A 25,512-nucleotide genomic window follows, 5' to 3' on the forward strand; every position below is an offset into this window, starting at 1 on the left:
GTACCGGAGTACCGGAGTACCGGAGTACCGGAGTACCGGAGTACCGGAGTACCGGAGTACCGGAGTACCGGAGTACCGGAGTACCGGAGTACCGGAGTACCGGAGTACCGGAGTACCGGAGTACCGGAGTACCGAGGTACCGGGACATCGGCGGAGTGAGGGCCGCCTGCCGCCGGGAAGCCGCGGGGATTCGTGTCCGTTTCGTCATCGACCGGGGCCGGGGCATCCGCTAGCGTGAATCCGCGACTGCGCGGTGCGGCGCAGAAGGAGTCCATGCATGAACACCCTCGGTGCCGCCCTCACCGGCATCCGACGTCGACCGATCGCCGTCGCCGTGCTGCTCGTCATCGCGATGGCGTTCGCCGCGGCCGCGGTCACCAGCCGGGCGGCGGTCCTCGATGCCGAGGCCCGCGCGGAGCTCACCGTCGAGCGCGACCGGCTCGTGGCGGAGATCGACCTGGTGAGCGAGCGCGCGGATGCCGCGCAAGCCGCGTCGTCCGCTGCCGACGAGTGCGTGCGTGACGAGACGAGCCGCCTCCAGCCCGCGATCTCCGCGACGGACCGCTTCTCGACCACGGTCATCTCGATGGGCACGGCGGCCATGGCGCGCGTGGCGCCCGAGACGGACGTGACGCAGCCGGCCTCGACCGAGACCATCCTCCTCGTGCGGGATGCGGAGTCGTCCAGTCGCGACGAGCTCGTCGAGGAGGTCCACCGCCTCAGCGATCTCCGGGCGTCGGCCGGCGAGGAGGCGGAGCTGATCCGCCTCGCGGCCCTCGAACGGCACGCGACGTGCGAGTCGGCCCATCGCGCGGTCGCCGCCGTCGTCGCCGAAGTGGGCCCGCGCACCGATCGGGTCATCGCGGCATCCGGCATGGCGCCGGCCGACGTCGTGGCCGAACTGCGCGCCGCGCGCGACGCGGTGCTCGCCGAGGAGGGCGAGGCGGTCGGACTCGAGGCGCTGCCCAGGTGGCTCGCCGCGGCATCCGAGGTGGAATCGACCCACGCGACGGCGAACGCCGCGGCGATCGAAGCCGCCGCACGTGCCGCCGCCGCCGCGGCCGCGTCCGCGGCCCAAGCGGAGTCCGTCTCCATCTTCCCGCCCGACTGGGGCACGATCACGGTCCCGTTCGAGTTCTCGCTCAGCGAGGAGAGCATCCGCGCCTGCCAACCCGACTGCGACCCCTACGGCACCGGCGGAACCACCCCGCCGCCCGGATGGGAGTGGCCGGAAGGGCTGCTCTGACCCGTCCGACCGCTGCGCTCGCGCGGCGTCACCCCGCCTTCGCCGACGCGGTCCGCAGTGACGCCGCGATCCCCTCGGCATACGGCGTCGGCGCGACGCCGAACTCGCGCTCGAACGCCGACGAGTCGAACACGTAGGGCTCGGTGTACTGGTAGGCCATCTCGAGCGACTCCCGCGCGCCGCTCGCGAACAGCGCGCCGAGCCGCATCGCGCTCATCGACATCGTCCGGTGGGGGAGTCGGCCTCCCGACGCGAGGGCGAGGTACTCCTCGCCGGTCAGCGCCGGCGCGGTCGGCAGGTGCCAGGTGCGACCTCGGGCGCGGTCGTCGGTGCCGAGCACGGCGAGGCCCGCGCCGATGTCGGGCGTGTACGTGATCGAGTGCGGCAGGCTCGCGTCGAACATCCACATCGGCGGCTTCCCCGCGGCGACGCGGTCGATCGCGAACATGTTGAACGCGCTCGTCGTCGCCCCGGGGCCGTAGAAGTCGGCGGCGCGTCCGATGGTCACCTCGAGCCCGCGCTCGTCGCGGGCCGCGTCGAGCATGCGCAGCACGTCGGCGCGCACCGCGCCCTTCCGGCTCGTCGGCCTGATCGGCGTCGACTCCGTCATCGGCCGTCCGTCGGTGCGGCCGTACGCGTAGACGTTGTCGAAGTACACGAGCCGGGCGCCGGCCGCGAGGCATCCGTCGACCGCGTTCCGCACGATGACCGGCAGGTCGCGCCGCCAGGCCGTGGTCGTGTACGGCAGGCCCACGGTGAGGTAGGCGACGTCGGCGCCCCGAAGTGCGTCGGCGGCGGATGCCGCGTCGCGGAGGTCGGCCGCGACGGGCGTGACGCCCGATTCCGGCGCGGTCGACGGCGTGCGCGAGACGGCGCGCACCTCGCGGTCGCCGGTGCGGAGCGCCGCGATCGTCTCGCGCCCGACGACGCCGGTGCCTCCGAGGACGACGTGGGTGGTCATGGCAGGTCCTTTCGCTGCGTGGCGTGCGTGGCGTGCCCGGCGGGCGCGGCGTGCGCGTCGCCGGTGGTCGGGAAGAGCTCGGCCGTCGCCTCCTGGTGGGCGAGACGGCGGAGGCCGGCGATGAGCGCGTCGCCCACCACGGTGCCCACGACCATGAGCTCGGCGGCGAGTGCGGGGCTCTCGCGGTCGGTCAGCGCAGCGAGGTCGGCGCGCGCGATGCGGTCGGCCGCCGCGGCGTACGCGTCGAGGTATGCATCGGATGGCTCGTAGCCGATCGCCGCGAAGTCGTCGAGCACCCGTGCCGCGAGGTCCAGCCCGGGATTGTCGGGAGTCGTGCGCCACCCCTGTGCGCCTGCGAGCGCGGCCACGCGGCGTCGCGCGGCGTCGGATGCCTCGTGGTGGGCCCGCCCGTCGGTCATCGCGTGCTGCGCGGCCTCGAACGTGTCGGCCATCGAGCGGTCGTCGGCGTCGAGCGTCGCGAGCACGCGCCTCGCGGCGGCGATCGAGAGCCCGCCCGTGTCGAGCAGCGCGCGCACGAGTCGGACGCGCTGCACGTGGGACTCGTCGTAGTCGGTCTGGTTGCCGCTCCGGCGCTCGCCCTCGTGGACGAGTCGCTCGCGCAGGTAGTACTTCAGCGTGGTGACGGGGGCGCCGCTCCGCCGGCTGAGCTCGGATATCCGCATATACTGAGAGTAGCACTATCGATAGTGCAACTATCAGAAGCACCGGGGCTCAGCGCACCGACCCCCGCTCGTGCGCCCAGATCGCGAGCTCGACGCGGTTGCGCACGCCGATCTTCGCCATGAGGCTCGCGATGTGCGTCTTCACCGTGCTGAGCGAGATGTGCAGCGCCCGGCCGATCTCGTCGTTGCCGAGGCCGCGCGCCACGGCGGCGAGCACGTCCTCCTCGCGATCGGTCAGCGGCGTCGCGGGCGAGTGCGCCGCCGCGGATCGCGCCGCCGAGGCATCCGCCCCAGCGAACGCCTCGATCAACCGCACCGTCACGTTCGGGTCGATGAGCGCGTCGCCCCGCGCAGCCGCGTGCACGGCCTCGGCGAGCATCGTCGGTCCGGCGTTCTTCAACAGGAACCCGCGCGCGCCCGCGCGCAGCGCGCCGTACACGTACTCGTCGAGGTCGAACGTCGTGATCACGACGACGGGGATCGGGTCCGCGACGTCCGCGCCGGCGAGCATGCGCGTCGCCTCGAGGCCGTCCATCACCGGCATCCGGATGTCGAGCAGGCACACGTCAGGGCGGAGCTCGCGGGCGAACGCGACCGCCTCAGCACCGTCGCGGGCCTCGCCGACCACCTCGATACCGGGCTGCGCGTTCAGGATCATCCGCAGCCCGGCGCGCACCAGGTCCTGGTCGTCGGCGACGAGCACGCGCACGGGCGGGCGATCGCTCATGCCGACCATCCGCTGCGCGGCAGCACCGCCGTGACCGCCCAGCCGCGACCGTCGGCCGCCGGGCCCGTCGTGCAGGTCCCTCCGAGCACCGCGGCCCGCTCGGCCATGCCGGTCAGCCCGAATCCAGGGGCGACGGATGCCACGGGCGCGCCGTCGTCGCGGACGACGATCCGCACCCCGTCCGCATCCACCCGCACGCGCACCTCGACGCGCGACGCGTCGCGCGCGTGCCGACGCGCGTTCGTCACGGCCTCCTGCGCGATGCGGAACACCGCGGCGCCGACGGTCGACGGGACGGCGTCGAGGTCCCCGTCGAGGTGCACGTCGACCTCGGGGTCGCCCGCGTCGCCGCGAGCCCCGGCCCGCGCGAGTCGCCGCACATCGGCGATGCCGGGAGTCGGCGCGAGCTCCGCGGCATCCGCTCGCCTGAGCACCCCCACCATCGACCGCATCTCGTCGAGCGTGCGCGACGCCTCGCCCTCGATGACGCGGAGCGCCTCGACCGCGGCAGCCGGGTCGGACTCGGCGACCGCCCCGCCCGCCTGCGCCTGGATCGCGATCGCCGACACGTGATGCGCGACCGTGTCGTGCAGGTCGCGCGCGAACTGCTCGCGCTCGAGCAGCCGGACACGGTCGAGCTCGCGCGCCCGCGCGGCCGCGCGCTGCCGGAACGCGATGCCCAGCGTCATCGTCGTGACCACGACCGCGATGCCGCCGATCACGTCGGCCGGCGTCGACTCGCCGAGCGGCAGCGAGATGAGCGTGCCCGTCAGCACGAGCGCCGCGCCGCCGAGCATCGCTCGCCCCGAACCCCAGCGCATCACGGCGTAGACGAGGACCAGGAAGTACGCGGTCGCGACGAGCTCAGGATCGCCGCCCGCGATGAGGCCGGCCGTCCACCCGACCGCGAACGCGAGCGCCAGCATCGTCAGCGGGCGGATGCGCCGCCACAGCAGCGTCGGCACGAGCACGACGAGCACGACCGCCCAGAGCCAGCGCCACGGGACATCCGCTCGCAGCGTCGCCTCGAGCAGGATGAGCGGCGGAAGCACCGCGACGAGCAGCCAGTCGCGCCAGACCCGGCGGGGCGGCGGCGGGGCGGCGACCGGAGCGTCCCACAGTGCCCTGGCGGGGCTCGTCATGCCCTCATGATAGGCGCGCACCGGTCGCCGGGGATCGGCCGGAAGTACGGGAACGACGGGGCGCCCGAGGCGATCGAGGCGCTCGCGGCGCCTGCACCGCCCGTCGCCGGATGACGACCTCCGCGATGACGAGGTTGATCACCCAGCCCGCACCCATCAGCACCGAGTGCATCACCTGGTCGGGCGCGCCGAGCAGGAGCGTCCACGGCAGGAAGGTGAACACCTGCGTGCCCGCGCCGAGTCCGATCGCGTAGGCACGGGTCATCCACGCGCTGTGCGCTGTGACGTCGCCGCGACGGATGGCGGCGAAGGCGACCACGATCGCGGCCGCCATCGCCGAGCCGAACACGAGCCGCATCACGAACAGGCCGGGCCCGTTGATCGCCGGCATCTCGTAGGACAGGGTCATCCACAGCGCCGACCCCGCGGACAGCAGCCCGGCGGGGGCGACGATGCGGCCGGCGATCCGGTGCCAGCGCCGTCGGCGGAGGGACGGCGCGAACTGCAGCGCGCCGAGTACGAGGAACACGACCGAGCCGACGATGTGGACGATCACGGGCACGGGGGAGTCGACGAAGCGCGCGTTCTCGGCGGTCGCGGGGGCGCCGGTGGCGAGCGATGTGACGCGGAATGCGCCCGCGGCGACCGGCACGAGGCTGAGCGCGATGAGGCCGGCGGGGGCGAGCCACTCGGGGCGGGCGCGGCGGGCGCGGGTGCGCGTCCGGGTGCGGGGGCGCGGGCGCGGGCGGCGGCGCGGGGCTGCGGTCGTGGTCATGCCTCGATCGTCGTCGCGCGGGTCGTGCGGCACATCGGCCGGGCGGCTCGCGTCGCCTCGGCCGTTCGGCCGATGCCGTGCTGGCCTTCGGGCCGAGCATCGACGGGCTTCCTCGACGGATAGCCGGACCCCTGGGCACCGTCAGGGTCGGGTGACGTCACTATCTGCGGGTGCGCGGCCGCTCGCACCCGCAGATCGTGACGACAGCCGCCCGCGGCTCGCGGCCGAGAGGCGCTGCGCGCCGGGTCAGGGGCGGCGGCGGGCGAGGAGGGTCGAGTCGTGCACCTCCATGGCCTCGCCGTCGCGGACCGTCGTGCGCGGGCGCTGCTCGACGACGAGTGCCTCGAAATCGGCGGGGAGGCCCGGCAGCAGGTCTGCGGTGAGGAACATCGCGTCGCGGTGGCTCGCCGACAGGTGCGTGAAGGCGGCGGATGGCGCGTGCCCGACGACGAGCAGGTGCCCACCGGGCGCGACCGCGCCGGCCAGGCGGCGCACGACGTCGACCATCCCGTGATCCGGCGGGTGCAGGAAGTGCGTAGTCACGAGGTCGAACGACCGGCCGCCGGCGTCGAAGGTCCGGGCGTCCACCTGCCACCAGTCGGTACGGTCGGCGACGCCCGCAGCCTCGGCGTGCTCAGCGGCACGGGCGAGGCCGTTGGCCGAGAAGTCGGCGCCGGTCACGCGCCATCCGCTCTGGGCCAGCCAGATCACGTCGCCGCCCTCGCCGCAGCCGACGTCGAGGGCCGTGCCGGGCTCGAGGGCGGATGCCTCGGCGACGAGCTGCGCGTTCGGGTTGCCGCTCCACCGGGCCTCGTCGCCCGAGTACGCCGCATCCCACGCGGGCGGCTCGAACATCTCGGCGTCGTCGGCATGCCCGTGGCCGTGCCCGTGCCCGTGCCCGTGGCCGTGGCGGTGATCGTGTCGGTGCTCGGTCATCGGAGTCCTCCCGGTCATCCGTCAGCGTACGTCGACGTCAGCGCACGTCGACGTCAGCGTCCGTCGGCTGCGCCGGACACGAGACCGTCGAGCAGCCAGCCGAGGCCGCGCTCGAAGACCTCGTCGCCGCTCCACCGCGAGATCGGCTCGCTGAGCTCGGCGGTCACGCCGCCGAACTCCGCCGCCCGTTCGCGACCGCGGCGACCGCGTGCCGCGGGGTCGGGGTCCTGCGTGCGCCCGGTCTCGAACGCCGCCGACCCGATGGTGTGCACGAGCAGCACCTGGAGTCCGGTCACGGCGGCGGCGCCGTCCAGCCCGGCCTCGCGCAGCGCGCCGAGCGTGATCTCGCCGAGGCGCAGCGCGTTCGGGCCCACGGATTGGCGCACCAGGGCGAACGGCACGAGGTCGGGGTGGACGAGCAGTTCCCGTCGGCTGTCGCGCATCACGCGCTCGATGCGGGCGCGCCATCCGTCGTCGGTCGGGGTCGCGACGCCGCCCAGCATCGCGTCGATCAACTCGTCGACGAGCGCGGCCTTGTCGGCGACGTGGGCGTAGATGCTGTTCGGCGCGACGCCCAGCCGCTCGGCGACCCGTCGCATCGAGACCGCGTCGAGGCCCTCCGCGCGGAGCAGTTCCATCGCGGCATCCGTGACCTGCTGCCGGGTGAGGCCCGCCCGTTGCCCTGCGGTTCGTCTCATGCGGGTATTGTACGCTGATCAATTGAGTTGTACACTGTCCAATATGAACGAGATCCTCCTCTTCCACCACGGCCAGGGACTCACCGACGGGGTCCTCGCATTCGCCGAGACGCTCCGCTCGGCGGGCCACATCGTGCACACGCCCGACTACTACGACGGCAAGGTCTTCGCCACCCTCGACGAGGGCGTCGCGTACCGCGACGAGATCGGCATCCCCGAACTCGCGAATCGCGCGGTCGCGGCGGCGCAGTCGCTGCCGACCGACCTCGTGTACGCCGGCTTCTCCCTCGGCACCGGCCCGGCGCAGCTGCTCGCGCAGACCCGCCCGGGCGCCCGCGGCGCCCTGCTGATGTCGGGCTGCCTCCCGTCCGCGGCCTTCGAGACGCCGTGGCCGGCGGGCGTCCCGCTCGCCGTGCACACGACCGAGCACGACCCGTGGGTCGACCTCGACGTCGCCCGCGGGCTCGTCGCCGAGGCGGGCGGCGTGCTCGAGCTCTACCCGGGGTCGGCGCACCTGTTCGCCGATCCGACGAACGTCGACCACGACCCCGAGCTCGCGGCCGGGCTCGAGGCATCCGTCATCGCCTGGCTCGACGTCCTCGCCCGGTCGTGGCAGGCGGCGCGTGCCTAGCCGGTCGAGCGTGCCGGGCTGCTCTCCCGGGTCCGGCCGAGCGAGGGCGTGTTCGTGACCGCGACGACGAGGCGCGGGAACACGCTCCCGCCCGGGATCGGGGAGCGGGGATCGGTGGGCGGCGAGCGCGACCGCTGACTCGGCAGCCCCGTCGGGTTCGCAGGATGAGCCGGCGCATGGGTGCCCTGCGGGGCGGATGGCGCGTGTCATCCTGCGTTCTCGTGGCGGTCCGCGCCACCCGACCACCCGGCCGCACGCCCGCGTCGGGTTTGCAGGATGAGCCGGCGCATGGGTGCCCTGCGGGGTGGATGGCGTGTGTCATCCTGCGTTCTGTTGGCGGCCCGCGTCACTCGAGCGCATGGCCGTGTCGGGTTCGCAGGATGAGCCGGCGCATGGGTGCCCTGCGGGGTGGATGGCGCGTGTCATCCTGCGTTCTGTTGGCGGCCCGCGTCACTCGAGCGCATGGCCGTGTCGGGTTCGCAGGATGAGCCGCCGCGTGGGTGCCATGCGGGGTGGATGGCGCGGGTCATCCTGCGTTCTCATGGTGGGCCGGGCGCCGGACCGCGCAAGCCCGTCGGGTTCGCAGGAGCCGCCGCGTGGGCGCCGCGCGGGGTGGACGGCGCGTGTCATCTCGCACGGGACGGAAGGCCCGAGGGCGCCCGCGCGCCGTTGTTAGGTTCCGACGGGGGCCGCGCGTCGCTGCGCGGCCGGATGGGGGAGAGATGTCCGAGGAGCCGACGCTGCGCGAGTACCGACCCGGAAGCACGTTCCCGGGGGTGGTCGCGCGCACGTTCGACGAATCGTCGCCGGCCTGGCCAGAGCCGAGGCGCGCGCGAGAGGGCGCCCCGAACGTGCTGTTCATCGTCATCGACGACATGGGCTACGGGCAGCTCGGATGCTACGGCAGCCCGATCCGCACCCCGAACATCGACCGCATCGCGGCGAACGGCGTGCGGTTCGCGAACATGCACACGACCGCGCTGTGCTCGCCGTCGCGGACCTGCATCCTCACCGGACGCAACCACCACTCGAACCACATGGCGGCGATCACCGAGACCTCGACCGGGTTCCCCGGGTACGACGGCAACGTGCCGTTCGAGAACGGGTTCCTCGCCGAGATCCTGAAGGGCGAGGGCTACAACACGTTCGCGGTCGGCAAGTGGCACCTGACGCCCACCGACCAGACGACCGCGGCCGGGCCGTACGACCGGTGGCCGCTCGGTCGCGGGTTCGAGCGCTACTACGGGTTCCTCGGCGGAGACACGCACCAGTACTACCCCGAGCTCACCCACGACAACCACCGCGTCGAACCGCCGAAGACGCCGGAGGAGGGCTACCACCTCACCGAGGACCTCGTCGACCGGGCGATCACCTTCATCGCCGACGCGAAGCAGGTCGCGCCGAACAAGCCGTTCTTCACCTACTTCGCGACGGGCGCGATGCACGCGCCGCACCACGCACCGAAGGAGTGGACCGACCGCTACGCGGGCATGTTCGACGAGGGCTGGGACGTCTACCGCGAGCGCGTCTTCGCCAGGCAGAAGGAGCTCGGGCTCGTGCCCGCCGATGCGGAGCTGTCGCGGCACGACCCCGACGTGCAGGACTGGGACTCCCTCTCGGCCGACGAGCGCCGCCTCTACGCGCGCATGATGGAGGTCTTCGCGGGCTTCCTCGAGCACACGGACCACCACATCGGGCGGCTCATCTCGTTCCTCGAGGAGCTCGGCGAGCTCGACGACACGCTCATCATGCTCATCTCCGACAACGGCGCGAGCGCCGAGGGCGGCCCGACCGGGTCGATCAACGAGAACAAGTTCTTCAACTTCGTGCCCGATTCGCTCGAGCAGAACCTCGCCGCGATCGACGACCTCGGCGGGCCGAAGTACTTCAACCACTACCCGTGGGGCTGGACCTGGGCGGGCAACACCCCGTTCCGGCGCTGGAAGCGCGAAACGTACCGCGGCGGCATCAGCGACCCGTTCATGGTGCAGTGGACGAACGCGATCCCTGCCCGCGGCGAGATCCGCACCCAGTACGCGCACGCCATCGACATGGTGCCGACCGTGCTCGACCTGCTCGGCGTCACCCCGCCCGACTCGATCCGCGGGGTCACGCAGTCGCCGATCGAGGGCGTCAGCTTCAAGGACGCGCTCGTCGAGGCATCCGCCCCCTCGACCCGCACGACCCAGTACTTCGAGATGCTCGGGCACCGCTCGATCTACCACGACGGATGGCGCGCCGTGTGCCCCTGGCCGGGAGCCTCGTTCGCCGAGTCCGGGCGCGCGTTCGGCGACCCGATCACGGCCGACGTGCTGCGCGAGCTCGACGCCGACGGCTGGGAGCTCTACCACGTCGCCGAGGACTTCGCCGAGAACCACGACCTCGCCGCGCAGTACCCCGACAAGCTGGTCGAGCTCATCTCGCTCTGGTACGTCGAGGCGGGCAAGTACAACGTCCTCCCGATCGACGGCCGCGGCCAGCAGCGGTTCGCCGAGCAGCGCCCGGTGATCGCGAAGGACCGCTCGCGCTACGTCTACTTCCCGCACACGTCGGAGGTCGCGGGCAGCGCTGCGCCGCGGCTCGTGAACCGCCCGCACACGATCAACGCGCTCGTCGAGATCCCGGAGGGCGGCGCCGAGGGCGTGGTCGTCAGCCAGGGCGGGGTCGACGGCGGCTACAGCCTGTACGTCAAGGACGGTCGGCTCGTCTACACGTACAACTACGTGGCGGCCGAGTACTTCCACATCACGAGCGACGCCGACGTGCCGACCGGCACGCACATCCTCAGCATGGAGTTCGCGCCGACGGGGCAGCCGAGCATCCGCGAGGGCAAGGGCACGCCCGCGACCGTCACGCTGTTCGTCGACGGCCAGCCGGTCGGGAGCGGCGACCTGCCGGTCACCATCCCGATCATGCTCGGGCTCGCCTCGGGCGTCTCGGTCGGGCTCGACGCCGGGGCGCCCCTGACGGACGCCTACACGGCGCCGTTCGCGTTCACCGGCACGATCGACCGCGTGGTGTTCGACGTGTCTGGCGAGCACATCGTCGACCACGAGGCGGAGCTGCGCGCGGCGCTCGCGCGCCAGTAGGCGGGCTCGGGCCGACGCACGCGGGCGGCGGGCGCGCCTACGTGTTGGCGGAGATCGCGAGGCCGCCGAAGATGAGGATGAACATCGCGGCGAGGGCGCCGAGCGCGACGGCGACCCAGCCGATGATCACCGCGGCGAGGGCGAGCCCGCGGCCCTTCTCTCCCGTCGTCTTGATCTGCGACAGAGCGAGGTGCCCGAAGACCAGGCCGAGGATGATCGTGAACCAGACGGTCACGAACGCGATGATCGCGAAGACGTTCCAGCGGTCGGTCTGCGTGGTGCCGGGAGCAGTCATGGCGCGAGGCTAGCGTGGGGTGCCGCGCCACGGCAGGGGCCGAAGGGCCCGCGGCGGCGCTCGGCATGCGGGTGGACCATCCGCGCGGGTGCCGGGCGGCCGATACCCGTGCGGAGCGTCGTCACCGAGGTTCCGCCTCCGCCGCGACCGGGAGGTCGCCGAAGGCGCGCTCGTCGATGCCCATGCCGCGGTACACCTCGTGCAGCGCGGCGACGACCGCGCCAGTCGCGCCGGCGAAGTCGCCGAGCTCCGACGCGGTGAGGCGCGGTGCCGCGCCGAGGTGGTGCTCGAGCACGGTCTCGTAGCGGCCGAGGTCGCGGGCGAGCGACTTCGCGATGCCGCCGCCGAGCACGATGACCTCGGGTTCGCACGAGACGGTCGCCGCGGTGAGCACGATGAGCATGGCCTGGTCGAAGTGGGCGCGGAGCGCGCGCACTGGCTCGGCGGCGTCGGTCGCGAAGAGGTCGGCCGGCGAGTCGAGTCGCACGCCCGCCTCGGCCGCGAGGCGCAGAATGCCAGGGCCCGTCACCATGAGCTCGAGCCGGGTGCCGAGCGGGCCGGCCGGCAGTTGCCCGAACTCGCCGATGACGCCGTGCGCGCCGCGGAGGATCCGGCCGTCGATCGCGATGCCGGCACCGAGGCCGGTGCCGATCGTGACCATCACCGCCGTCGGCGCGTTGCGCGCGGCGCCGAAGTGCTGTTCGCCGAGCAGGGCGAGGTTCGCGTCGTTGTCGGCTCGCACCGGCCGATCCGCGTCCGCGCGGACCAGGTCGAGGAACCCCGGCTCCTCCACCTGCGGCAGGTTCGGCGCGTTGGAGATCGTCGACCCGTCGCGTCCGACCGCGCCCGGGAGGCCCAGGTACAGGCCCTCGACGTGGTCCCAGCGATCGCCCGCGATGTCGCGTGCCGCCGAGGCGAGCCACGTGGCGAGCCCCGCGGCATCCGCCTCGACCGGGGTCGCGAGCTCGCGGCGCTCGATCGGCGTGCCCACGAGGTCGGCGAGCAGGATGCGCGTGTTCGACGCGCCGACGTCGATGCCCACGACGAACGCGCGATCCGCAACGAGGTCGAGGAGCACCGCGCGGCGGCCGCGCTGCTCCGACACCAGCTCGGATGCCTCGACCACGACGCCCTCGGCGATGAGCTGCTCGACCGCGCGCGTGACCGTCGCGGCGGAGATGCCGGATGCCGCGGCGAGCTGCTTCCGGCTCGCCGGCCGGATGCGCATCAGCTCGGTCAGCACCGCCGTCCTGTTCAGTCGGCGCATGTCGTTGACCATCGGACCTCCTGATTTCCGCTCAGTCTGAGCGTAAAGCATTGCCCGAGCGCGGTCGATCCGACGCTCCGATGCGATTCTCGCGCTGAAATTCGAGAGAAGTCTTGACTTTGCTTGCGTACTGAAATCAAAATGGCAACGCACGCTCGCCGACGACATGCACGAGGCCGGCCGGTCGTCGCACCCAGGTACGTCCGCACAGGAAGGTCACACACCATGGCACGATCACCGCTCACCCCGACTCGAGCCCTGAGGGTCTCGCTCGTCGGCGCCGTCGCATCCGCCCTGATGCTCAGCGGCTGCGCCGCGCAGGGCACCGCGGCCGCACCGGCCGAGCCGGGCGCACCGGCCGCCGAGCCGAGCCTCGAGTTCGAGGGCCCCAACGGCGAGCAGCCCGGAGCGCTCGGCGAACTCGAGCTCACCGACGACGAACTCGCCGAGGTGCAGGAGGGCGACCTCACGGCCGCGTTCGTGTGGCACACCTCCGGCGACTTCGTCGCGGCCGTCGAGGAAGGCGCCCGCGCCGAGTTCGAGGAGCTCGGCATCGAGGTCGTCGCGAGCACGCAGGCGAACTTCGACGCCGGCACCCAGGCCAACAACGTCCAGACCGTCATGGCGCTCGACCCCGACATCGTCGTCGCGATCGCGGTCGACCCCACCTCGGCGGCGAAGTCGTTCCAGCCGATCCTCGACGCGGGCGCGAAGCTCGTCATCATGACCACGCCGCCCGAGGGCTACGCCGCCGGCGACGAGTTCGTCTCGATCGTCACCGAGGACCTCGCCAAGGCCGGGCGCGCGAACGCCGAGATCCTCGGCGACGCGCTGGGCGGCGAGGGCGAGGTCGGCGTCCTCACGTTCAACGCGAACTTCTGGTTCACCAACCAGCGCGACCAGTCGTTCACGGACTGGCTCGCCTACGAGTACCCCGACATCGAGGTCGTCGAGGAGCAGGGCTTCGCCGACGAGACCGCGACGCAGGCCGCCGCCGCGGCGATGATCGCCAAGAACCCGAACCTGAAGGGCATCTACGTCTCGTGGGCGACGGCAGCGCAGGGCGTGCTCGCCGCCATCCGCGCCGCCGGTCGCACCGACATCCAGGTCGTCACCAACGACCTCGACACGACGGTCGCAGCCGCGATGGTCACCGGCACGAACGTCGCCGGCATGGTCGGCAACGGCTCGCTCGACATCGGCGCCGGGCTCGCCCGGGCGGGAGCCTACGGCGTGCTCGGCAAGGACGCGCCCGAGCTCGTGGCATCCGACCCGACCAAGGTCACGAAGGACAACCTCGTCGAGGGCTGGGAGGCGGACTACGGCGTGGAGCCGCCCTCGAGCGTCACCGGCGGTTGACCATCCGGGGGAGGGGCCCGGCCGGCTCGCGGCCCCTCCCACCCCGGCGATCCGCCGGAACGAACGAAAGGATGTCGGATGGCCGACGTCATGACCGTGCGCGGCCCGGTGCCGCCCTCCGAGCTCGGCCGGGTCATGCCCCACGAGCACCTGCTGTCGCTCACCCCGGGACCGTGGCTCACCACCGGCACCCGCGACGACCGGATCGCCCTCGCGGTCGGTGCGCTCGCCGGGCTCGAGGCGCGGGGCTTCGGCACCGTCGTCGACCTCTCGCCGTACGGCGTGGTCGGGCGCGACCCGGATGGCGCGGAGATCGCGATGCTCGCGGAGATCTCCGAGCGCACCGGGCTGCACATCGTCAGCGGGACCGCGCTCTACCTCGAGGCGTACGCCCCGGCGTGGGCGAGGGAGGCCACGCTCGACGAGCTCACCGCCCGGTTCGTCGCCGACGCCGTCGACGGCATCGGCGGCAGCGGCATCCGCGCCGGCATCTTCGGCGAGCAGGCCACGAGCCTCGGCGAGATCACGCCGTTCGAGGATCGCGTGCTGCGCGCCGTCGCACGCGCCCACCGCGAGACCGGGCTGGCGATCATGACGCACACCACGCACGGCACCATGGCGCACGAGCAGGTCGACCTGCTCGCCTCGGAGGGCGTCGACCTCGACCGCGTGGTGATCGGCCACCTCGACACCCAGCTCAGCGTCGACTTGGCACGCAGCATCCTCGACCGCGGCGCGCTCATCGCCGTCGACACGATCGGCAAGGAGGTGTGGGACTTCTTCCTCGAGCCGGCGGCCGACCGGCCCGACGGCGAGTTCCCGAAGCGGTCCTTCGCGCGCTCCGACCGCGGTCGGGTCGAGTTCGTCGCCGAACTCGTCGCCGACGGGTACGCCGACCGGATCGTGCTCGCACAGGACCTCACCGGCGCCGAGGTCTGGATGAACCCCGGCACGCACGGGCAGCTGGGCTACGCCCACCTCGCCGATCGGTTCCTGCCGGCGCTCGCCGCGCACGGCGTGCCCGAGGACGCGATCGAGCGGATGACGGCGCGCACGCCCGCCCGGCTGCTGGAGGTGGGCGCATGAGCCTCGTGGACGCCCGCGACGCGGACGGGTACGTCGTCGGCATCGACCTCGGCGGCACCAAGGTGCGCGCGGGCATCGCCGCCCTCGACGCGAGCGACGGGCCGCGGGCGCGCGCCGCGCTGGTCGAGGCCGAGGAGGCGACCGAAGCCGGAGGCGGGCGAGCGCTCGTCGGCCAGATCGTCGGACTCGTGGAGGGACTCTCCGCCGCCGTGTCGTCGCCGGTCGACGCGGTGCGGGCGATCGGCGTGGGGGGTGCAGGGGTCCCCGCCCACCCGCACGGCGGGTTCGAGCTCGCACCCAACCTCGGCGATCTCGCCTCGTTCAGCCTCGCGGACGAACTGCGACTCGCACTCGGCTGCGCCGTCGTGCTCGAGAACGACGCCAACGTGGCAGCGCTCGGCGAACTCGCCGCCGGCGTCGGCGTCCACCACGACGACTTCGCGTTCATCTCCATCGGCACGGGCATCGGGATGGGCCTCGTGCTCGACCGCGACCTCGTGCCGGGCGCCGGCAACGCCGCGGGCGAGATCGGATACCTCCCGTTCGGCGCCGACCCGCTCGACCCGGCCGCGCATCGGCGCGGACCGCTCGAGGAGGTCGTCGCGGGCGACGCGCTCGCCGCCCGACTCGGCGCCGGAGCCTCCGCCCGCGACGTGTTCGACCTCGCCGAGCGCGGCGACCCCAGGGCCGTCGCCGCCATCGACGAGGAGGCGAGGTGGGTCGCCCACGCGATCGCCGCAGTCGCGGCGGTCGTCGATCCCGGCCGGTTCGTCCTCGGTGGCGGGATCGGGTCCCGCCCGGAGCTCCTCGCTCCCGTCCGAACCTGGCTCGCCCGGCTCGGCCGCGGCGACCTCCCCGTCACGATCAGCGAGCTGGGCGGCGAGGCGCCCGTGCTCGGAGCACTGCACCTCGCCAGAGCGGCCGCCGGCCGCACCCACGAAGGAGTCGCCGCATGACCATCGCCCCGACCAAGGCACCCGCCGAGAAGGGGGTGCAGCTCGTCGTCCGCTCCTGGCGCAACTACGTCGTGTACGTCGGATTCGTCGTGGTGTTCCTCTACTTCGCGGCCACCCAGGGCGCCAGCTTCCTGAACGGCACCACGCTCGTCAACATCGTCACCCAGGCGACCCCGATCACGATCATGGCCGTCGGCACGGTGTTCGTGCTCAGCCTCGGCGAGATCGACCTCTCGATCGGCTCGACCGTGGCGCTCGCGGCGCTCACCGCGGCCGTGACACTGCAGGTCTCCGGGGCCTGGTGGATCGCGGCGCTCGCCGGGCTCGCCGTCGGCGCCGCCGTCGGCCTCGTCAACGGCCTCTTCGTGACACTCGTCCGGCTGCCGTCCTTCCTCGTCACGTTGGCCACCATGGGTCTCGTGGCGGGGCTCGCCCAGCAGGTCACGAACCTCCAGTCGGTGCCCGTCACGGATGCCGCCTTCGGCTGGCTCTTCGGCGGCGGCGCCCTGCTCGGCATCCCGATCCTCATCTGGTGGTCGGCGGTCGCCGCGGCCATCGGATGGCACGTCCTCCGGCAACGCCGGTTCGGCGCGCACGTGCTCGCCGTCGGGAACAACGCCTCCGCGGCTCGCGTCTCGGGGATCAGGGTCACCCGCGTCCGCATCGCCGTGTTCATGCTGAGCGGCACGACCGCCGCGCTCGCCGGCCTGCTCTACGCCGGCCGCCTCGCCGGGGCGACCTACACGCTCGGCACGACCGATCTCATGAGCGTGCTCGCCGCGGTGATCGTCGGCGGCACCGCGCTCACCGGTGGCAAGGCGTCGATGATCGGCGCCGTGGTCGGCAGCCTGTTCATGAGCATGATCAACTACGGCCTGCTCCTGGCCGGCCTCACCGTCGCGCAGCAGGAGATCGTGCGCGGCATCATCATCCTGATCGCCGTCTCGTTGTCGCTCCGCGGCAAGAAGGGGAGCTGAGTCGTGTTCCTGTCCCTGCTGCGCCGCCGCAACCCGCGGCTCATCGACGCCGCCGTCGCCTTCCACCGCTCCGGCGAGCTGCCCCCGAACACCTACGTCATCGACCTCGACGCGGTCGATCGCAACACCGCGGTCGTCGCGGCCGAGGCCTCGCGGCTCGGGCTCACGGCGTTCGCGATGACGAAGCAGATCGGCCGCAACCCCGACGCCTCGCGTGCCATCCGGGCCGGCGGCATCACCCACTCGGTGGGCGTGGACCTCGAGTGCGCCGTCGCGGCCGCCGCCGGCGGGCTCGCGTCCGGCCACCTCGGACACCTCGTCCAGGTCCCGCGTCATCGCGCGCGGGACGCAGCCGCCCTCCGCCCGCGCTACTGGACCGTGTTCTCGGAGCAGAAGGCCCGCGAGGCGGGCGCCGCGGCATCCGCCGCCGGGTACGTGCAGGACGTGCTGCTCCGGATCATCGGCGACGGCGACCGGTTCTACGCCGGCCACGAGGGCGGGTTCGACGCCGCCGACGTGGTCGCGGCGGCCGGGCGCGTCGACGAGATCCCGGGTGTGCGGTTCGCGGGGGTCACGAGCTTCCCCGCCACGCTGTTCGACCGGGCGACGGGCGACGTCGCGTCGACCCCGAACCTCGCCACGCTGACCCGCGCGAAGCGCGACCTCGAGGCGGCCGGCTTCCGCGACGTCGAGGTGAACGCGCCCGGCACGACGTCGGCCTCGGCCCTCGAGCGGCTCGCGCAGGCGGGCGCCACCCAGGTCGAGCCGGGCCACGGCCTCACCGGGACGACGCCGTTGCACGCCGTGCGCGACCTCGAGGAGGACCCGGCGATCGCGTACGTCTCCGAGGTGTCGCACCTCTGGAACGGGCGCGCCTACGTCTTCGGCGGCGGCCTCTACGTCGACCCGGTGCTCGGCGCGGCCGAGACCGACGCCCTCGTCGTCGGACCCGACGACGACGCGGCGTCCGCCACCGCCCGGCGGGTCGAGATGCCGGCACCCGAGGCGATCGACTACTACGCGACCGTCCCGGTTCCCGAGGGCGGGGCGCGGCCGGGCGACACGGTCGTCTTCGGCTTCCGGCCGCAGGTCTTCGTCACGCGTGCGCTCACGGCCGGCATCCGCGGCCTCGACCTCGGAGAGCCGAGGCTCGAGGGACTGTGGTCGGCCGACGGATCGAGGCCGCTCGGTCTCGCCGACGTGAACGAGGGAATGGAGGCGGCACGATGAACCCGCTCAGCCTGTCGGGCATCAGCAAGCACTTCGGCGGCATCGTCGCGATCGAGCGCTTCGACCTCGAGGTCGAGGCGGGCGAGGTCGTGGCGCTCGTCGGCGACAACGGCGCGGGCAAGTCCACCCTCGTGAAGATCATCTCCGGCGTGCACCAGCCGACCGACGGCGAGATCCGGCTCGCGGGTGAGCGCGTGGCGTTCCGGGATGCCTCGGATGCCCGTGCGAACGGCGTCGAGGTGGTCTACCAGGACCTCGCCCTCGTCGACCTGCAGCCCGTCTACATGAACCTGTTCCTCGGCCGCGAGCTGCGGCGGAAGCCGTTCGGGCTGCTCGACCGCGCCGAGATGGCACGCCAGACCCAGCACCTCGTGGACGACCTCGACGTGCGCATCCCGACGGCGAAGGCGACGCTCAGCGACCTCTCCGGCGGCCAGCGGCAGGCGATCGCGATCGCACGCGCCACGCACTGGGCGAGTCGGCTCGTGCTGATGGACGAGCCGACCGCGGCGCTCGGCGTCGCCGAGACCGCGAAGGTGGAGGAGCTCATCCTGAAGCTCAAGGCACGCGGTGCCGCGGTGCTCGTGGTGAGCCACAACATGGAGCAGGTGTTCCGCATCGCGGACCGCGTGACGGTGCTCCGTCGCGGGCGGCAGGTGGGCACGAAGCGGGTCGCCGAGACCAGCCACAACGAGCTCGTGTCGATGATCACCGGGTTGAGCTCGTGACGGGCGCCGTGTCGGAGCCGGGCGCGCTCATGCGGGCCGAGATCGCGGAGCAGCCCGCACGGTGGCGGGACCTGATCCCGACGCAGCGCCCGGCCTGGGAGGCGGCGATCGACGCGTTCCGCGCCGCGGCGCCCGAGCTCGTCGCGTTCGTCGCCCGCGGCTCGAGCGACCATGCGGCGATCTACGGGCAGTACCTCGTGCAGCGGGTGCTGGGGCTCCCCGCGCTCCTGACGACGCCGAGCCTGCACAGCGTGCTCGGCGTGACGCCCGCGTACCCCTCCGGCGTCCAGGTCGCGATCTCCCAGTCGGGGCGGTCGCCCGACCTCGCCGCCACCGCGGTGGCGCTCCGCGCCGCGGGGCTCCCGCTCCTGTCGATCACGAACGATGCCGCGAGCGGCCTGGCTGGGCTCGCCGACGTGCACCTGGACCTCGCCGCCGGACCCGAGCTCTCGGTCGCCGCGACCAAGAGCTACACGGCCGAGCTGCTCGCGGTGCACACGCTCGCGCGGGGCGTGGCTGGAGAGGAGCTCTCACGGCTCGCGGACGAGATCGACGCGCTCGCGACCCGCGCGGAGGGGCTCCTCGACCGGCTGGAGGTCGAGGTCGGGCCGATCGCCTCGAAGCTCGCGGACGTCGAGCGCATGATGCTCGTGGGGCGCGCCTACTCGATGGCCACGGCGAAGGAGGGCGCGCTCAAGCTGATGGAGACGTCCGGCATCGCGGCGTCGGGGTGGAGCGCAGCGGATGCCACGCACGGCCCCCTCGGCCAGGTCGACGAGCACACGCTCGCGATCGCGCTGACCGGGGCCTCCGCGGGGCGGGAGTCGGTGGTCGACTTCGCGGCGGCCGCGCGGGCCCGGGGGGCGCGGATCCTCGAGATCGGCCCCGCCGTCATCCCCGGGTCGACGTCGATCGACGCCGCAGCCGGAGTGCCTGACGAGCTCGTGCCCGTGCTCGAGATCCTCCCCCTCCAGGTGCTCGCCGCCGAGCTGGCGATCCGCCGCGGATCGGATCCCGACCGGCCGGAGGGCCTGCGGAAGGTGACGCTGACCCGCTGACGCGCCCTCCGCGGCCGGTGCCCGGCACGCCGTCACGCCATCGTGTCGGCGTGCCGGTGCAGCACCTTCCACTCGCCGTGCTCGCGGCGGTACACCTGCGTCGAGCGCACGGTGAAGGTGCTCGGAACCCCGTCCTTCATCGCGGAGATGCGCTCGTAGCCGACCGTGTACGCCATGTCGCCCGAGACGTCGAACGAGATCAGCTCGAACGCGTAGTCGGTGCAGGCGGCGAAGCTCGCGGCGACCCCGTCGAACGCGTCGAGCAGCTCCGAACGCCCGACCGCGTTGCGCCACGCGCCGAGCACGCTCACGTCGTCGGTGTCGGACCACGTCGACCGCCTCGGACCGGCGTCGCCGTTGAACAGGGCTCGCTCGGCCCGGACGAGCGAGTTGTTGATCCAGATCAGGAATTCCTCGCGGTCGTTCATGGGTTCAGGATCCTCCCGTGCGGCCGCGGGCACAATCGGCATCGCCGACCCGGGCACGGCGAGTGGGGTCACGGATGCCGCAGCGCGTCGTTCCTCGGGCGCCCCGCGAGTCGCTCGAGCACGCCGAGCGCCTCGGCCGCGCCGTCCTCGTCGGCCATCCGTGCGGCTGCGGCCTCCACCGCGGTCTGGAACGCCGGTGCGGCGGCCAGCGCCTCGGCGAGGCGATCGGCCGTCACCCTCCGTCGGGGGATCGGGGCGGGCGCGAGCCCGCGGCGGTGGAGCATCGCACCCCAGAACGGCTGGTCGGCGATGAACGGCACCACGATCGACACGGTGCCCGCCGCGGTCGCCGCCTGCACCGTGCCGATGCCGCCGTGGTGCACCGCCGCCACCGCGCGGGGGAGGACCACTCCGTGATCGACCGAGCGCGTCACGAACACGTCGTCGCCGCGAGCGTCGTCGGGCACCGCGATGCCGCCGAGGCCGGTCGCCACGAGCAGGCGGATGCCGCGCGCCCGCGCCGCCGCGACCAGCGCGCGTCCGCGCGCCGCCGGATCGCCCGCGGCCATCGAACCGAAGCCGGCGTAGGCGAAGGGCCCGGCGGCGAGGAACGCGTCGAGGGCGGGGTCGGGCGTCGGCGCAGCGGCATCGGTCGTCGCCTCGCGCGCGCGCCACGCGCCGGTGAGCACGGCCGACTCCGGCCAGTCGGCGGGGCGCGGCAGGATGGCCGGGCTGATCGGCAGCAGGGTCGCCGCCGGCGCCGACGACCGGCGTGACCGTGGTGCGCCCATCACCTCGGCCGCCTCGTCGACCTCGCGCCGGAACATCGCGCCGGCGCCCGCGGCCGCGCGGTAGGTGAGCCGGTTCAGCGGTCCGACGCTGCGCGTCACGGTCCCGGCCGCGGGGAACTCGCGGGTCGCCGTCATCACCGGCACGAGCTCGACGAGCACGTGCGGGATGCCGAGCGCATCGGCGATGAGCGGCGCCGAGAGCACCTTCGGATGCCACGCGATGACGTCGGGCCGGAACTCGAGCGCCGCCTGCGCCGCGTTCACGATGACCGCGCGCATCACGGGGCGCACGACGTCGCGGAGGCTGCGCATCGCGGCCAGCGGCGAGACGCCCTGCGACTCGATCAGTGCCGAGAAGTCGGCTTCGAGGCTGCGGGCGTCGATCCCGGTCGTGTCGACCCCGGAGCGGTCGGGCAGGGCGAGGCGGACCTCGTGACCGGATGCCGCGGCGCGGCGTGCGAGCGCGGCGAACGGTTCCACGTCTCCGCGCGAGCCCGCGGTGAGCAGGAGCAGCTTCATCGTGCCTCCTCGGTGACGAGACCGGTCGCGGCGAGCAGCCGGTCGTCGGTGACGAGCCCGTCGGAGTAGAGCTCGGCGAGCGGGACGGCGAGGCGGGCCAGGGCGACCTCGGCGTCGCCGCCGGCCCAGGCGGCCAGTCGATCGAGCAGCAGGAACGGCGCGACGCCGAGGAGGACCAGGGCGACGGCCTGTGCGTCCGGGTCGCGGGACGGGCGGAGCCATCCGCTCGCCGCTCCGTCGTCGATCGAAGCGCGCGCGACCTCGCGCAGGCGACCGAAGAGCGCGTCGGATGCTGCGCCGCCCTCGCCGAGCATGCGCGCGAGGTACGGGCCGTAGGTGCCGAGCACCTCGCCGAGCACGTCGGACGGCGCCGCGGCATCCTGCTTGGCGGCGATGAACCCGGCGACGCGTGCATCGCATTCCTCGCGGAGCGCCTGCTTGGTGCCGAAGTGGTGGGTGACGAGGGCGGTGCTGACGCCCGCGTGGGACGCGATGTCGCGCATGGTGGCGGCGTCGTAGCCGTGCGCGGCGAATCGGTCGAGCGCGGCGGCGACGATGCGCGCACGGGCGGTGAGGTCGCGGTCGGCGGCCAGGACTGTACGCATGTACAGCATTCTGTCTCATTGTACAGTGCGTGGCAAGCGGAGTGACCGAAGACCGTTGGCACGGCCCGCGGGCCGTGCGAGGCTGACGGTATGCCGGAATCCCCCGAGGTCCAGGCCCTCGTCGACGAACTCGAGTCGACGCTGCGCGGGCGCACCGTCGCGGCCGTCGACGTCGTCGAGTTCCGGGTCACGAAGACGCGGAGCCGTCCGCTGACGACGCTCGTCGGCGAACGGGTCCTCGGCGTCACCCGGCACGGCAAGCTGCTGGCGATCGACTTCGACGGCTCGGAGATGCTCGTGGTCTCGCTCGGGCGTCACGGGTGGGCGCGCTGGGCGCCCGCCGAGACGGATGCCGCGGCGCCACCCGCCGGCACCGGCGGCGAGGCCGAGCCCCCGCCGCCCACCCTCGTCTCCCTCGCCTTCGACGGCGACACGGTGCTCGAACTCACGGACGCCGGCGGCTGGGTGTCGCTCGGATGCTGGGTGGTCGACGAGGTCGACGAGGTCGCCGCGATCGCCAAGCACGGCCCCGACCCCGCCGATCCGGCATTCGGTCGCAACGACTTCGATCACGCCGTCGCGGGTCGCCGCAAGCAGCTGAAGGCGATCCTCCAGGAGCAGGAGACGCTCGCCGGCATCGGCAACGCCTACTCCGACGAGATCCTCTTCACCGCACGGCTCTCGCCCGTCGTGCACGCGGCGGCCCTCGCCGATGACGAGCTCGCCCGCCTGTTCGCGGCGACGACGAGCACGATCCGCGACGCGATCGCCGCGCGCCGGGGCATCCCGATCGACCGTCTCAAGGAGGCGAAGGTCGCGGCGATGCAGGTGCACGGCCGCGCGGGAGAGCCCTGCCCGGGAGGATGCGGCGGCGAGATCCGCGACTTCTCGTTCGCGAGCACGACCGCGCAGTACTGCCCGGAGTGCCAGACGGGCGGCGAGCTCCTGCCGCTGAAGGAGGGGGAGTCCGGGCGATGAGCGCGGAGCCGGGCGGTGGGTCCGGGTCATCCGCGCCGCCCGTCGTCGTCATCGTCGACGTGGCCAACGTGATGGGATCGCGGCCCGAAGGCTGGTGGCGCGATCGCGCGGGTGCGGCGACGCGACTGCTCGAGCGGATGCCGCGGCTCGTTGGTCGCACGGTCGGCGCGCCCGACGGCGCCGGCGGGCCGACCATCGCGATCGGCCGCGTCGTCGCGGTGCTCGAGGGCGGGGCGAAGCCGGCGTCCGCTCCGGCCGGGATCGACGTCGTGCGTGCGGCCGCCGACGGCGACGGCGCGATCGTCGACGAGGCCGCTCGACTCGTCGAGGCCGGGGACCGCGTGCTCGTGGTCACCGCGGACCGCGGACTCCGCGCCCGGCTCGCCGGCGGCGTCGCCGTGGGCGGCCCCGGCTGGTTCAACGACCTGGTCGGGCGCTGACCGCCACGGTCGATCCTCACGACCGGCGCGGGTGGTGGGCCGACCGCGTCAGTCGGCCCACCACCACGGCGCCGAGACCGCGAGCGTGCTGCGGGCGATGTCGTCGGCGTCGCCTACGGCGCCGGCGCGCAGCCAGTGCTCGATGACGCCGACGGTGCCGGCGGCGCCGTAGGCGGCGTAGAGGGCGTGGTGCTCGGCCCGCGAGAGGTGGCCGGCGGCGATGGGCGCGACGTCGGGGTGGGTGTCGAGGTACTCGGCCAGGGCCTGCTCGATCCGCCCCACGAGGACGGCCCGCACCGGTTCCGCGAGCCCGGGCGCCATCGCGTTCAGGTAGACGGCGCGGTGCTGTGCGACATGCGCGAACAGTCGGTGCTCGCCGCGTTCGAAGCGCTCGCGCGCGGGGCCCTCGAACGTCGCGAACTCGGCGACTGCGGCATCGAGCCGCTCCGCCAGAGCGGTCGCCAGCACCTCGGCGACACTCGCCGCGTGGCGATAGAACGTGTCGCGGCTGATGCCCGCGGCGCGCGCGATGGCGGCGACCGACACGTCGGCCAGCGGCGTCCGCTCGACCGTCTCCAGCACGGCGCGGTGCAGCGCGGTGCGGGTTCGCACCTGCCGGGGATCGAGTTCGCCCATGTCGCCTCCTTCCTCCATTATCGGACAGATGTCAGATAAGTGCTACCGTGGAACACGGATGTCCGAAGACGGGCACCCGACTCGTGGTCGCACCGCGTGGATGAACCGCGGCCGCCGCGCCCTCGAGCCACGTCCCACGAGCAAGGAGTCGCACACGATGCGAGCTGTCGTCTTCCACGGCAAGGAGGACCTGCGGGTCCAGGACATCGCGGAGCCCGCGCCGGGCCCGGGTCAGGTGAAGCTGCGCAACGCGTACGCCGGCATCTGCGGGTCCGACCTCCACGTCTACTACGCACCCGCCGAGGCCGGTCTCGACCTCGAGCACCCGCACCCCCTGACCGGCGCGACGCTGCCCCAGGTGCTCGGCCACGAGTTCGCCGGCACCGTCGTCGAGCTCGGCGAGGGTGTCGAGGGCGTGACGGTCGGCGACCGCGTCGCGGTCTGGCCGATCTACAACTGCGGCCAGTGCGCCGCGTGCCGCAAGGGCGCGTTCAACGCCTGCCGCACGATCGGCTTCCACGGCCTCACCTCGCACGGCGGCGGCATGGCCGAGTTCACCACCGTCGACGCGAGCAAGCTGCACGTGCTGCCCGAGTCGGTCGACCTGCGCCTCGGCGCCCTCGTCGAGCCGATGGCCGTCGCCTGGCACGCCGTCGAGAAGAGCGGCGTGAAGGCCGGGGGCACGGCGCTCATCGCCGGCGCCGGCCCGATCGGCGTCGGCGTGTGGTTCGCCCTCAAGGGCCACGGCGTCGAGAACGTCATCGTCTCGGAGCCGAGCCCGGTCCGTCGTGCGGCCGTCGAGGCGCTCGGCGCGACCGTCGTCGACCCTACGAGCGAGGACCTGGCCGCCCGCGTCGCCGAGCTCACGAACGGCGACGGCGTGGACGTCGCGTTCGACGCGGCCGGCGTCGGCGTCGCCGTGGCATCCGCCCTCGCGAACCTCGCACCGCTCGGTCGCGTGGTCGTCGTCGCGCTCCACGAGAGGACCATGGAGTTCTTCCCGACCCAGCTCGTGATGGGCGAGACCGAGATCGTCGGCGCACTCGGCTACCTGCCCGAGGACTTCGACGCCGTCATCGCCGCGATGGCCGACGGCCTCTACGACACGACCGGTTGGGTCGACGAGGTCGGCTTCGACGCCGTCGAGGAGACGATCCACGCCCTCCGCAGCGGCAAGGGCATGAAGTTCCTGGTCTCCAGCGAAGCCTGATCCGAGCGAGTCGTGTCGGGCGTCGTCACGAGCGGGAAACACCCGCCGGGGAGAATGGACC

The 25,512-nt window shown here is 73.2% G+C and carries 26 protein-coding genes; 13 read left to right on the forward strand and 13 right to left on the reverse strand.

What is annotated here, in order from left to right; all coding sequences use genetic code 11:
* The first annotated feature begins 277 nt into the window (after nt 1–277).
* Nucleotides 278–1,246, forward strand: a complete 969-nt coding sequence (locus ACFVHK_RS14485; RefSeq protein WP_376929423.1) for a hypothetical protein — start codon at nt 278–280, stop codon at nt 1,244–1,246.
* 28 nt (nt 1,247–1,274) lie between these two features.
* On the opposite strand, the gene ACFVHK_RS14490 is transcribed toward ACFVHK_RS14485, so the two are convergent.
* The 7 genes from ACFVHK_RS14490 to ACFVHK_RS14520 form a co-directional block, all read right to left on the reverse strand.
* Nucleotides 1,275–2,207: an NAD-dependent epimerase/dehydratase family protein gene (locus ACFVHK_RS14490; RefSeq protein WP_376929424.1), complete on the reverse strand. Its 933-nt coding sequence runs from the start codon at nt 2,205–2,207 to the stop codon at nt 1,275–1,277.
* Entirely contained in the window at nt 2,204–2,890 is a 687-nt protein-coding gene (locus tag ACFVHK_RS14495; protein ID WP_376929425.1) for a MerR family transcriptional regulator, read from the reverse strand. Before ACFVHK_RS14495 ends, ACFVHK_RS14490 begins: the two co-directional genes overlap by 4 nt.
* A gap of 49 nt (nt 2,891–2,939) precedes the next feature.
* A complete protein-coding gene (locus ACFVHK_RS14500; RefSeq protein ID WP_376929426.1) occupies nt 2,940–3,617 on the reverse strand; it encodes a response regulator in 678 nt (225 codons plus the stop codon).
* Nucleotides 3,614–4,759, reverse strand: coding sequence for a sensor histidine kinase (locus ACFVHK_RS14505; RefSeq protein WP_376929427.1), 1,146 nt, complete (start codon nt 4,757–4,759; stop codon nt 3,614–3,616). The genes ACFVHK_RS14500 and ACFVHK_RS14505 overlap by 4 nt, the downstream gene beginning before the upstream one ends.
* 4 nt (nt 4,760–4,763) lie before the next feature.
* Nucleotides 4,764–5,534, reverse strand: coding sequence for a DUF2306 domain-containing protein (locus ACFVHK_RS14510; protein WP_376929428.1), 771 nt, complete (start codon nt 5,532–5,534; stop codon nt 4,764–4,766).
* Nucleotides 5,535–5,780: 246 nt separating this feature from the next.
* The gene (locus ACFVHK_RS14515; protein ID WP_376929429.1) at nt 5,781–6,470 is read right to left on the reverse strand and encodes a class I SAM-dependent methyltransferase; all 690 of its coding nucleotides are present in this window, start codon (nt 6,468–6,470) and stop codon (nt 5,781–5,783) included.
* 53 nt (nt 6,471–6,523) lie between these two features.
* On the reverse strand, nt 6,524–7,168 hold the full coding sequence (locus tag ACFVHK_RS14520) for a TetR/AcrR family transcriptional regulator (RefSeq protein ID WP_376929430.1): 645 nt from the start codon (nt 7,166–7,168) through the stop codon (nt 6,524–6,526).
* A gap of 43 nt (nt 7,169–7,211) precedes the next feature.
* Between ACFVHK_RS14520 and ACFVHK_RS14525 the strand changes: the two genes are divergently transcribed.
* Nucleotides 7,212–7,799: a dienelactone hydrolase family protein gene (locus tag ACFVHK_RS14525; RefSeq protein WP_376929431.1), complete on the forward strand. Its 588-nt coding sequence runs from the start codon at nt 7,212–7,214 to the stop codon at nt 7,797–7,799.
* A 722-nt stretch (nt 7,800–8,521) separates the two neighbouring features.
* Entirely contained in the window at nt 8,522–10,888 is a 2,367-nt protein-coding gene (locus tag ACFVHK_RS14530; RefSeq protein WP_376929432.1) for a sulfatase-like hydrolase/transferase, read from the forward strand.
* 37 nt (nt 10,889–10,925) lie between these two features.
* Here ACFVHK_RS14530 and ACFVHK_RS14535 read toward each other — a convergent pair whose 3' ends face one another.
* Nucleotides 10,926–11,183: a DUF4190 domain-containing protein gene (locus ACFVHK_RS14535; RefSeq protein WP_376929433.1), complete on the reverse strand. Its 258-nt coding sequence runs from the start codon at nt 11,181–11,183 to the stop codon at nt 10,926–10,928.
* Nucleotides 11,184–11,304: 121 nt separating this feature from the next.
* A complete protein-coding gene (locus ACFVHK_RS14540; RefSeq protein WP_376929434.1) occupies nt 11,305–12,462 on the reverse strand; it encodes an ROK family transcriptional regulator in 1,158 nt (385 codons plus the stop codon).
* 213 nt (nt 12,463–12,675) lie between these two features.
* Between ACFVHK_RS14540 and ACFVHK_RS14545 the strand changes: the two genes are divergently transcribed.
* From ACFVHK_RS14545 to ACFVHK_RS14575, 7 genes are all read left to right on the forward strand, one after another.
* Entirely contained in the window at nt 12,676–13,809 is a 1,134-nt protein-coding gene (locus tag ACFVHK_RS14545) for a substrate-binding domain-containing protein (protein WP_129235443.1), read from the forward strand.
* Between the two features lie 78 nt (nt 13,810–13,887).
* Nucleotides 13,888–14,895, forward strand: coding sequence for a phosphotriesterase family protein (locus ACFVHK_RS14550; protein ID WP_376929435.1), 1,008 nt, complete (start codon nt 13,888–13,890; stop codon nt 14,893–14,895).
* Nucleotides 14,892–15,851 (forward strand): ROK family protein, encoded by a 960-nt coding sequence (locus tag ACFVHK_RS14555; protein ID WP_376929436.1) that lies wholly within the window; start codon nt 14,892–14,894, stop codon nt 15,849–15,851. Before ACFVHK_RS14550 ends, ACFVHK_RS14555 begins: the two co-directional genes overlap by 4 nt.
* Nucleotides 15,848–16,828: an ABC transporter permease gene (locus ACFVHK_RS14560; protein ID WP_376929437.1), complete on the forward strand. Its 981-nt coding sequence runs from the start codon at nt 15,848–15,850 to the stop codon at nt 16,826–16,828. Before ACFVHK_RS14555 ends, ACFVHK_RS14560 begins: the two co-directional genes overlap by 4 nt.
* Before the next feature lie 3 nt (nt 16,829–16,831).
* A complete protein-coding gene (locus tag ACFVHK_RS14565) occupies nt 16,832–18,058 on the forward strand; it encodes an alanine racemase (RefSeq protein ID WP_376929438.1) in 1,227 nt (408 codons plus the stop codon).
* A complete protein-coding gene (locus ACFVHK_RS14570) occupies nt 18,055–18,786 on the forward strand; it encodes an ATP-binding cassette domain-containing protein (RefSeq protein WP_129234980.1) in 732 nt (243 codons plus the stop codon). The genes ACFVHK_RS14565 and ACFVHK_RS14570 overlap by 4 nt, the downstream gene beginning before the upstream one ends.
* Nucleotides 18,783–19,844 carry an SIS domain-containing protein gene (locus ACFVHK_RS14575; protein WP_376929439.1) on the forward strand — a complete coding sequence of 354 codons (1,062 nt, stop codon included), beginning with the start codon at nt 18,783–18,785 and terminating at the stop codon, nt 19,842–19,844. The genes ACFVHK_RS14570 and ACFVHK_RS14575 overlap by 4 nt, the downstream gene beginning before the upstream one ends.
* A gap of 32 nt (nt 19,845–19,876) precedes the next feature.
* Here ACFVHK_RS14575 and ACFVHK_RS14580 read toward each other — a convergent pair whose 3' ends face one another.
* The 3 genes from ACFVHK_RS14580 to ACFVHK_RS14590 form a co-directional block, all read right to left on the reverse strand.
* On the reverse strand, nt 19,877–20,272 hold the full coding sequence (locus tag ACFVHK_RS14580) for a YybH family protein (protein ID WP_129234976.1): 396 nt from the start codon (nt 20,270–20,272) through the stop codon (nt 19,877–19,879).
* 68 nt (nt 20,273–20,340) lie between these two features.
* On the reverse strand, nt 20,341–21,582 hold the full coding sequence (locus ACFVHK_RS14585; RefSeq protein ID WP_376929440.1) for a glycosyltransferase: 1,242 nt from the start codon (nt 21,580–21,582) through the stop codon (nt 20,341–20,343).
* Nucleotides 21,579–22,187: a TetR family transcriptional regulator gene (locus tag ACFVHK_RS14590; protein ID WP_376929441.1), complete on the reverse strand. Its 609-nt coding sequence runs from the start codon at nt 22,185–22,187 to the stop codon at nt 21,579–21,581. The genes ACFVHK_RS14585 and ACFVHK_RS14590 overlap by 4 nt, the downstream gene beginning before the upstream one ends.
* A gap of 90 nt (nt 22,188–22,277) precedes the next feature.
* Between ACFVHK_RS14590 and ACFVHK_RS14595 the strand changes: the two genes are divergently transcribed.
* The gene (locus ACFVHK_RS14595) at nt 22,278–23,165 is read left to right on the forward strand and encodes a DNA-formamidopyrimidine glycosylase family protein (protein WP_376929442.1); all 888 of its coding nucleotides are present in this window, start codon (nt 22,278–22,280) and stop codon (nt 23,163–23,165) included.
* Nucleotides 23,162–23,605, forward strand: coding sequence for a hypothetical protein (locus ACFVHK_RS14600; protein ID WP_376929443.1), 444 nt, complete (start codon nt 23,162–23,164; stop codon nt 23,603–23,605). The genes ACFVHK_RS14595 and ACFVHK_RS14600 overlap by 4 nt, the downstream gene beginning before the upstream one ends.
* Nucleotides 23,606–23,653: 48 nt before the next feature.
* On the opposite strand, the gene ACFVHK_RS14605 is transcribed toward ACFVHK_RS14600, so the two are convergent.
* Nucleotides 23,654–24,241 (reverse strand): TetR/AcrR family transcriptional regulator, encoded by a 588-nt coding sequence (locus ACFVHK_RS14605; RefSeq protein ID WP_376929444.1) that lies wholly within the window; start codon nt 24,239–24,241, stop codon nt 23,654–23,656.
* A gap of 157 nt (nt 24,242–24,398) precedes the next feature.
* On the opposite strand from ACFVHK_RS14605, the gene ACFVHK_RS14610 reads away from it, so the two are divergent.
* Nucleotides 24,399–25,451 carry a 2,3-butanediol dehydrogenase gene (locus ACFVHK_RS14610; protein ID WP_129234699.1) on the forward strand — a complete coding sequence of 351 codons (1,053 nt, stop codon included), beginning with the start codon at nt 24,399–24,401 and terminating at the stop codon, nt 25,449–25,451.
* Nucleotides 25,452–25,512: the final 61 nt, after the last annotated feature.

The organism is Agromyces binzhouensis, from assembly GCF_042672355.1.
Classification (GTDB): Bacteria; Actinomycetota; Actinomycetes; order Actinomycetales; family Microbacteriaceae; genus Agromyces; species Agromyces binzhouensis.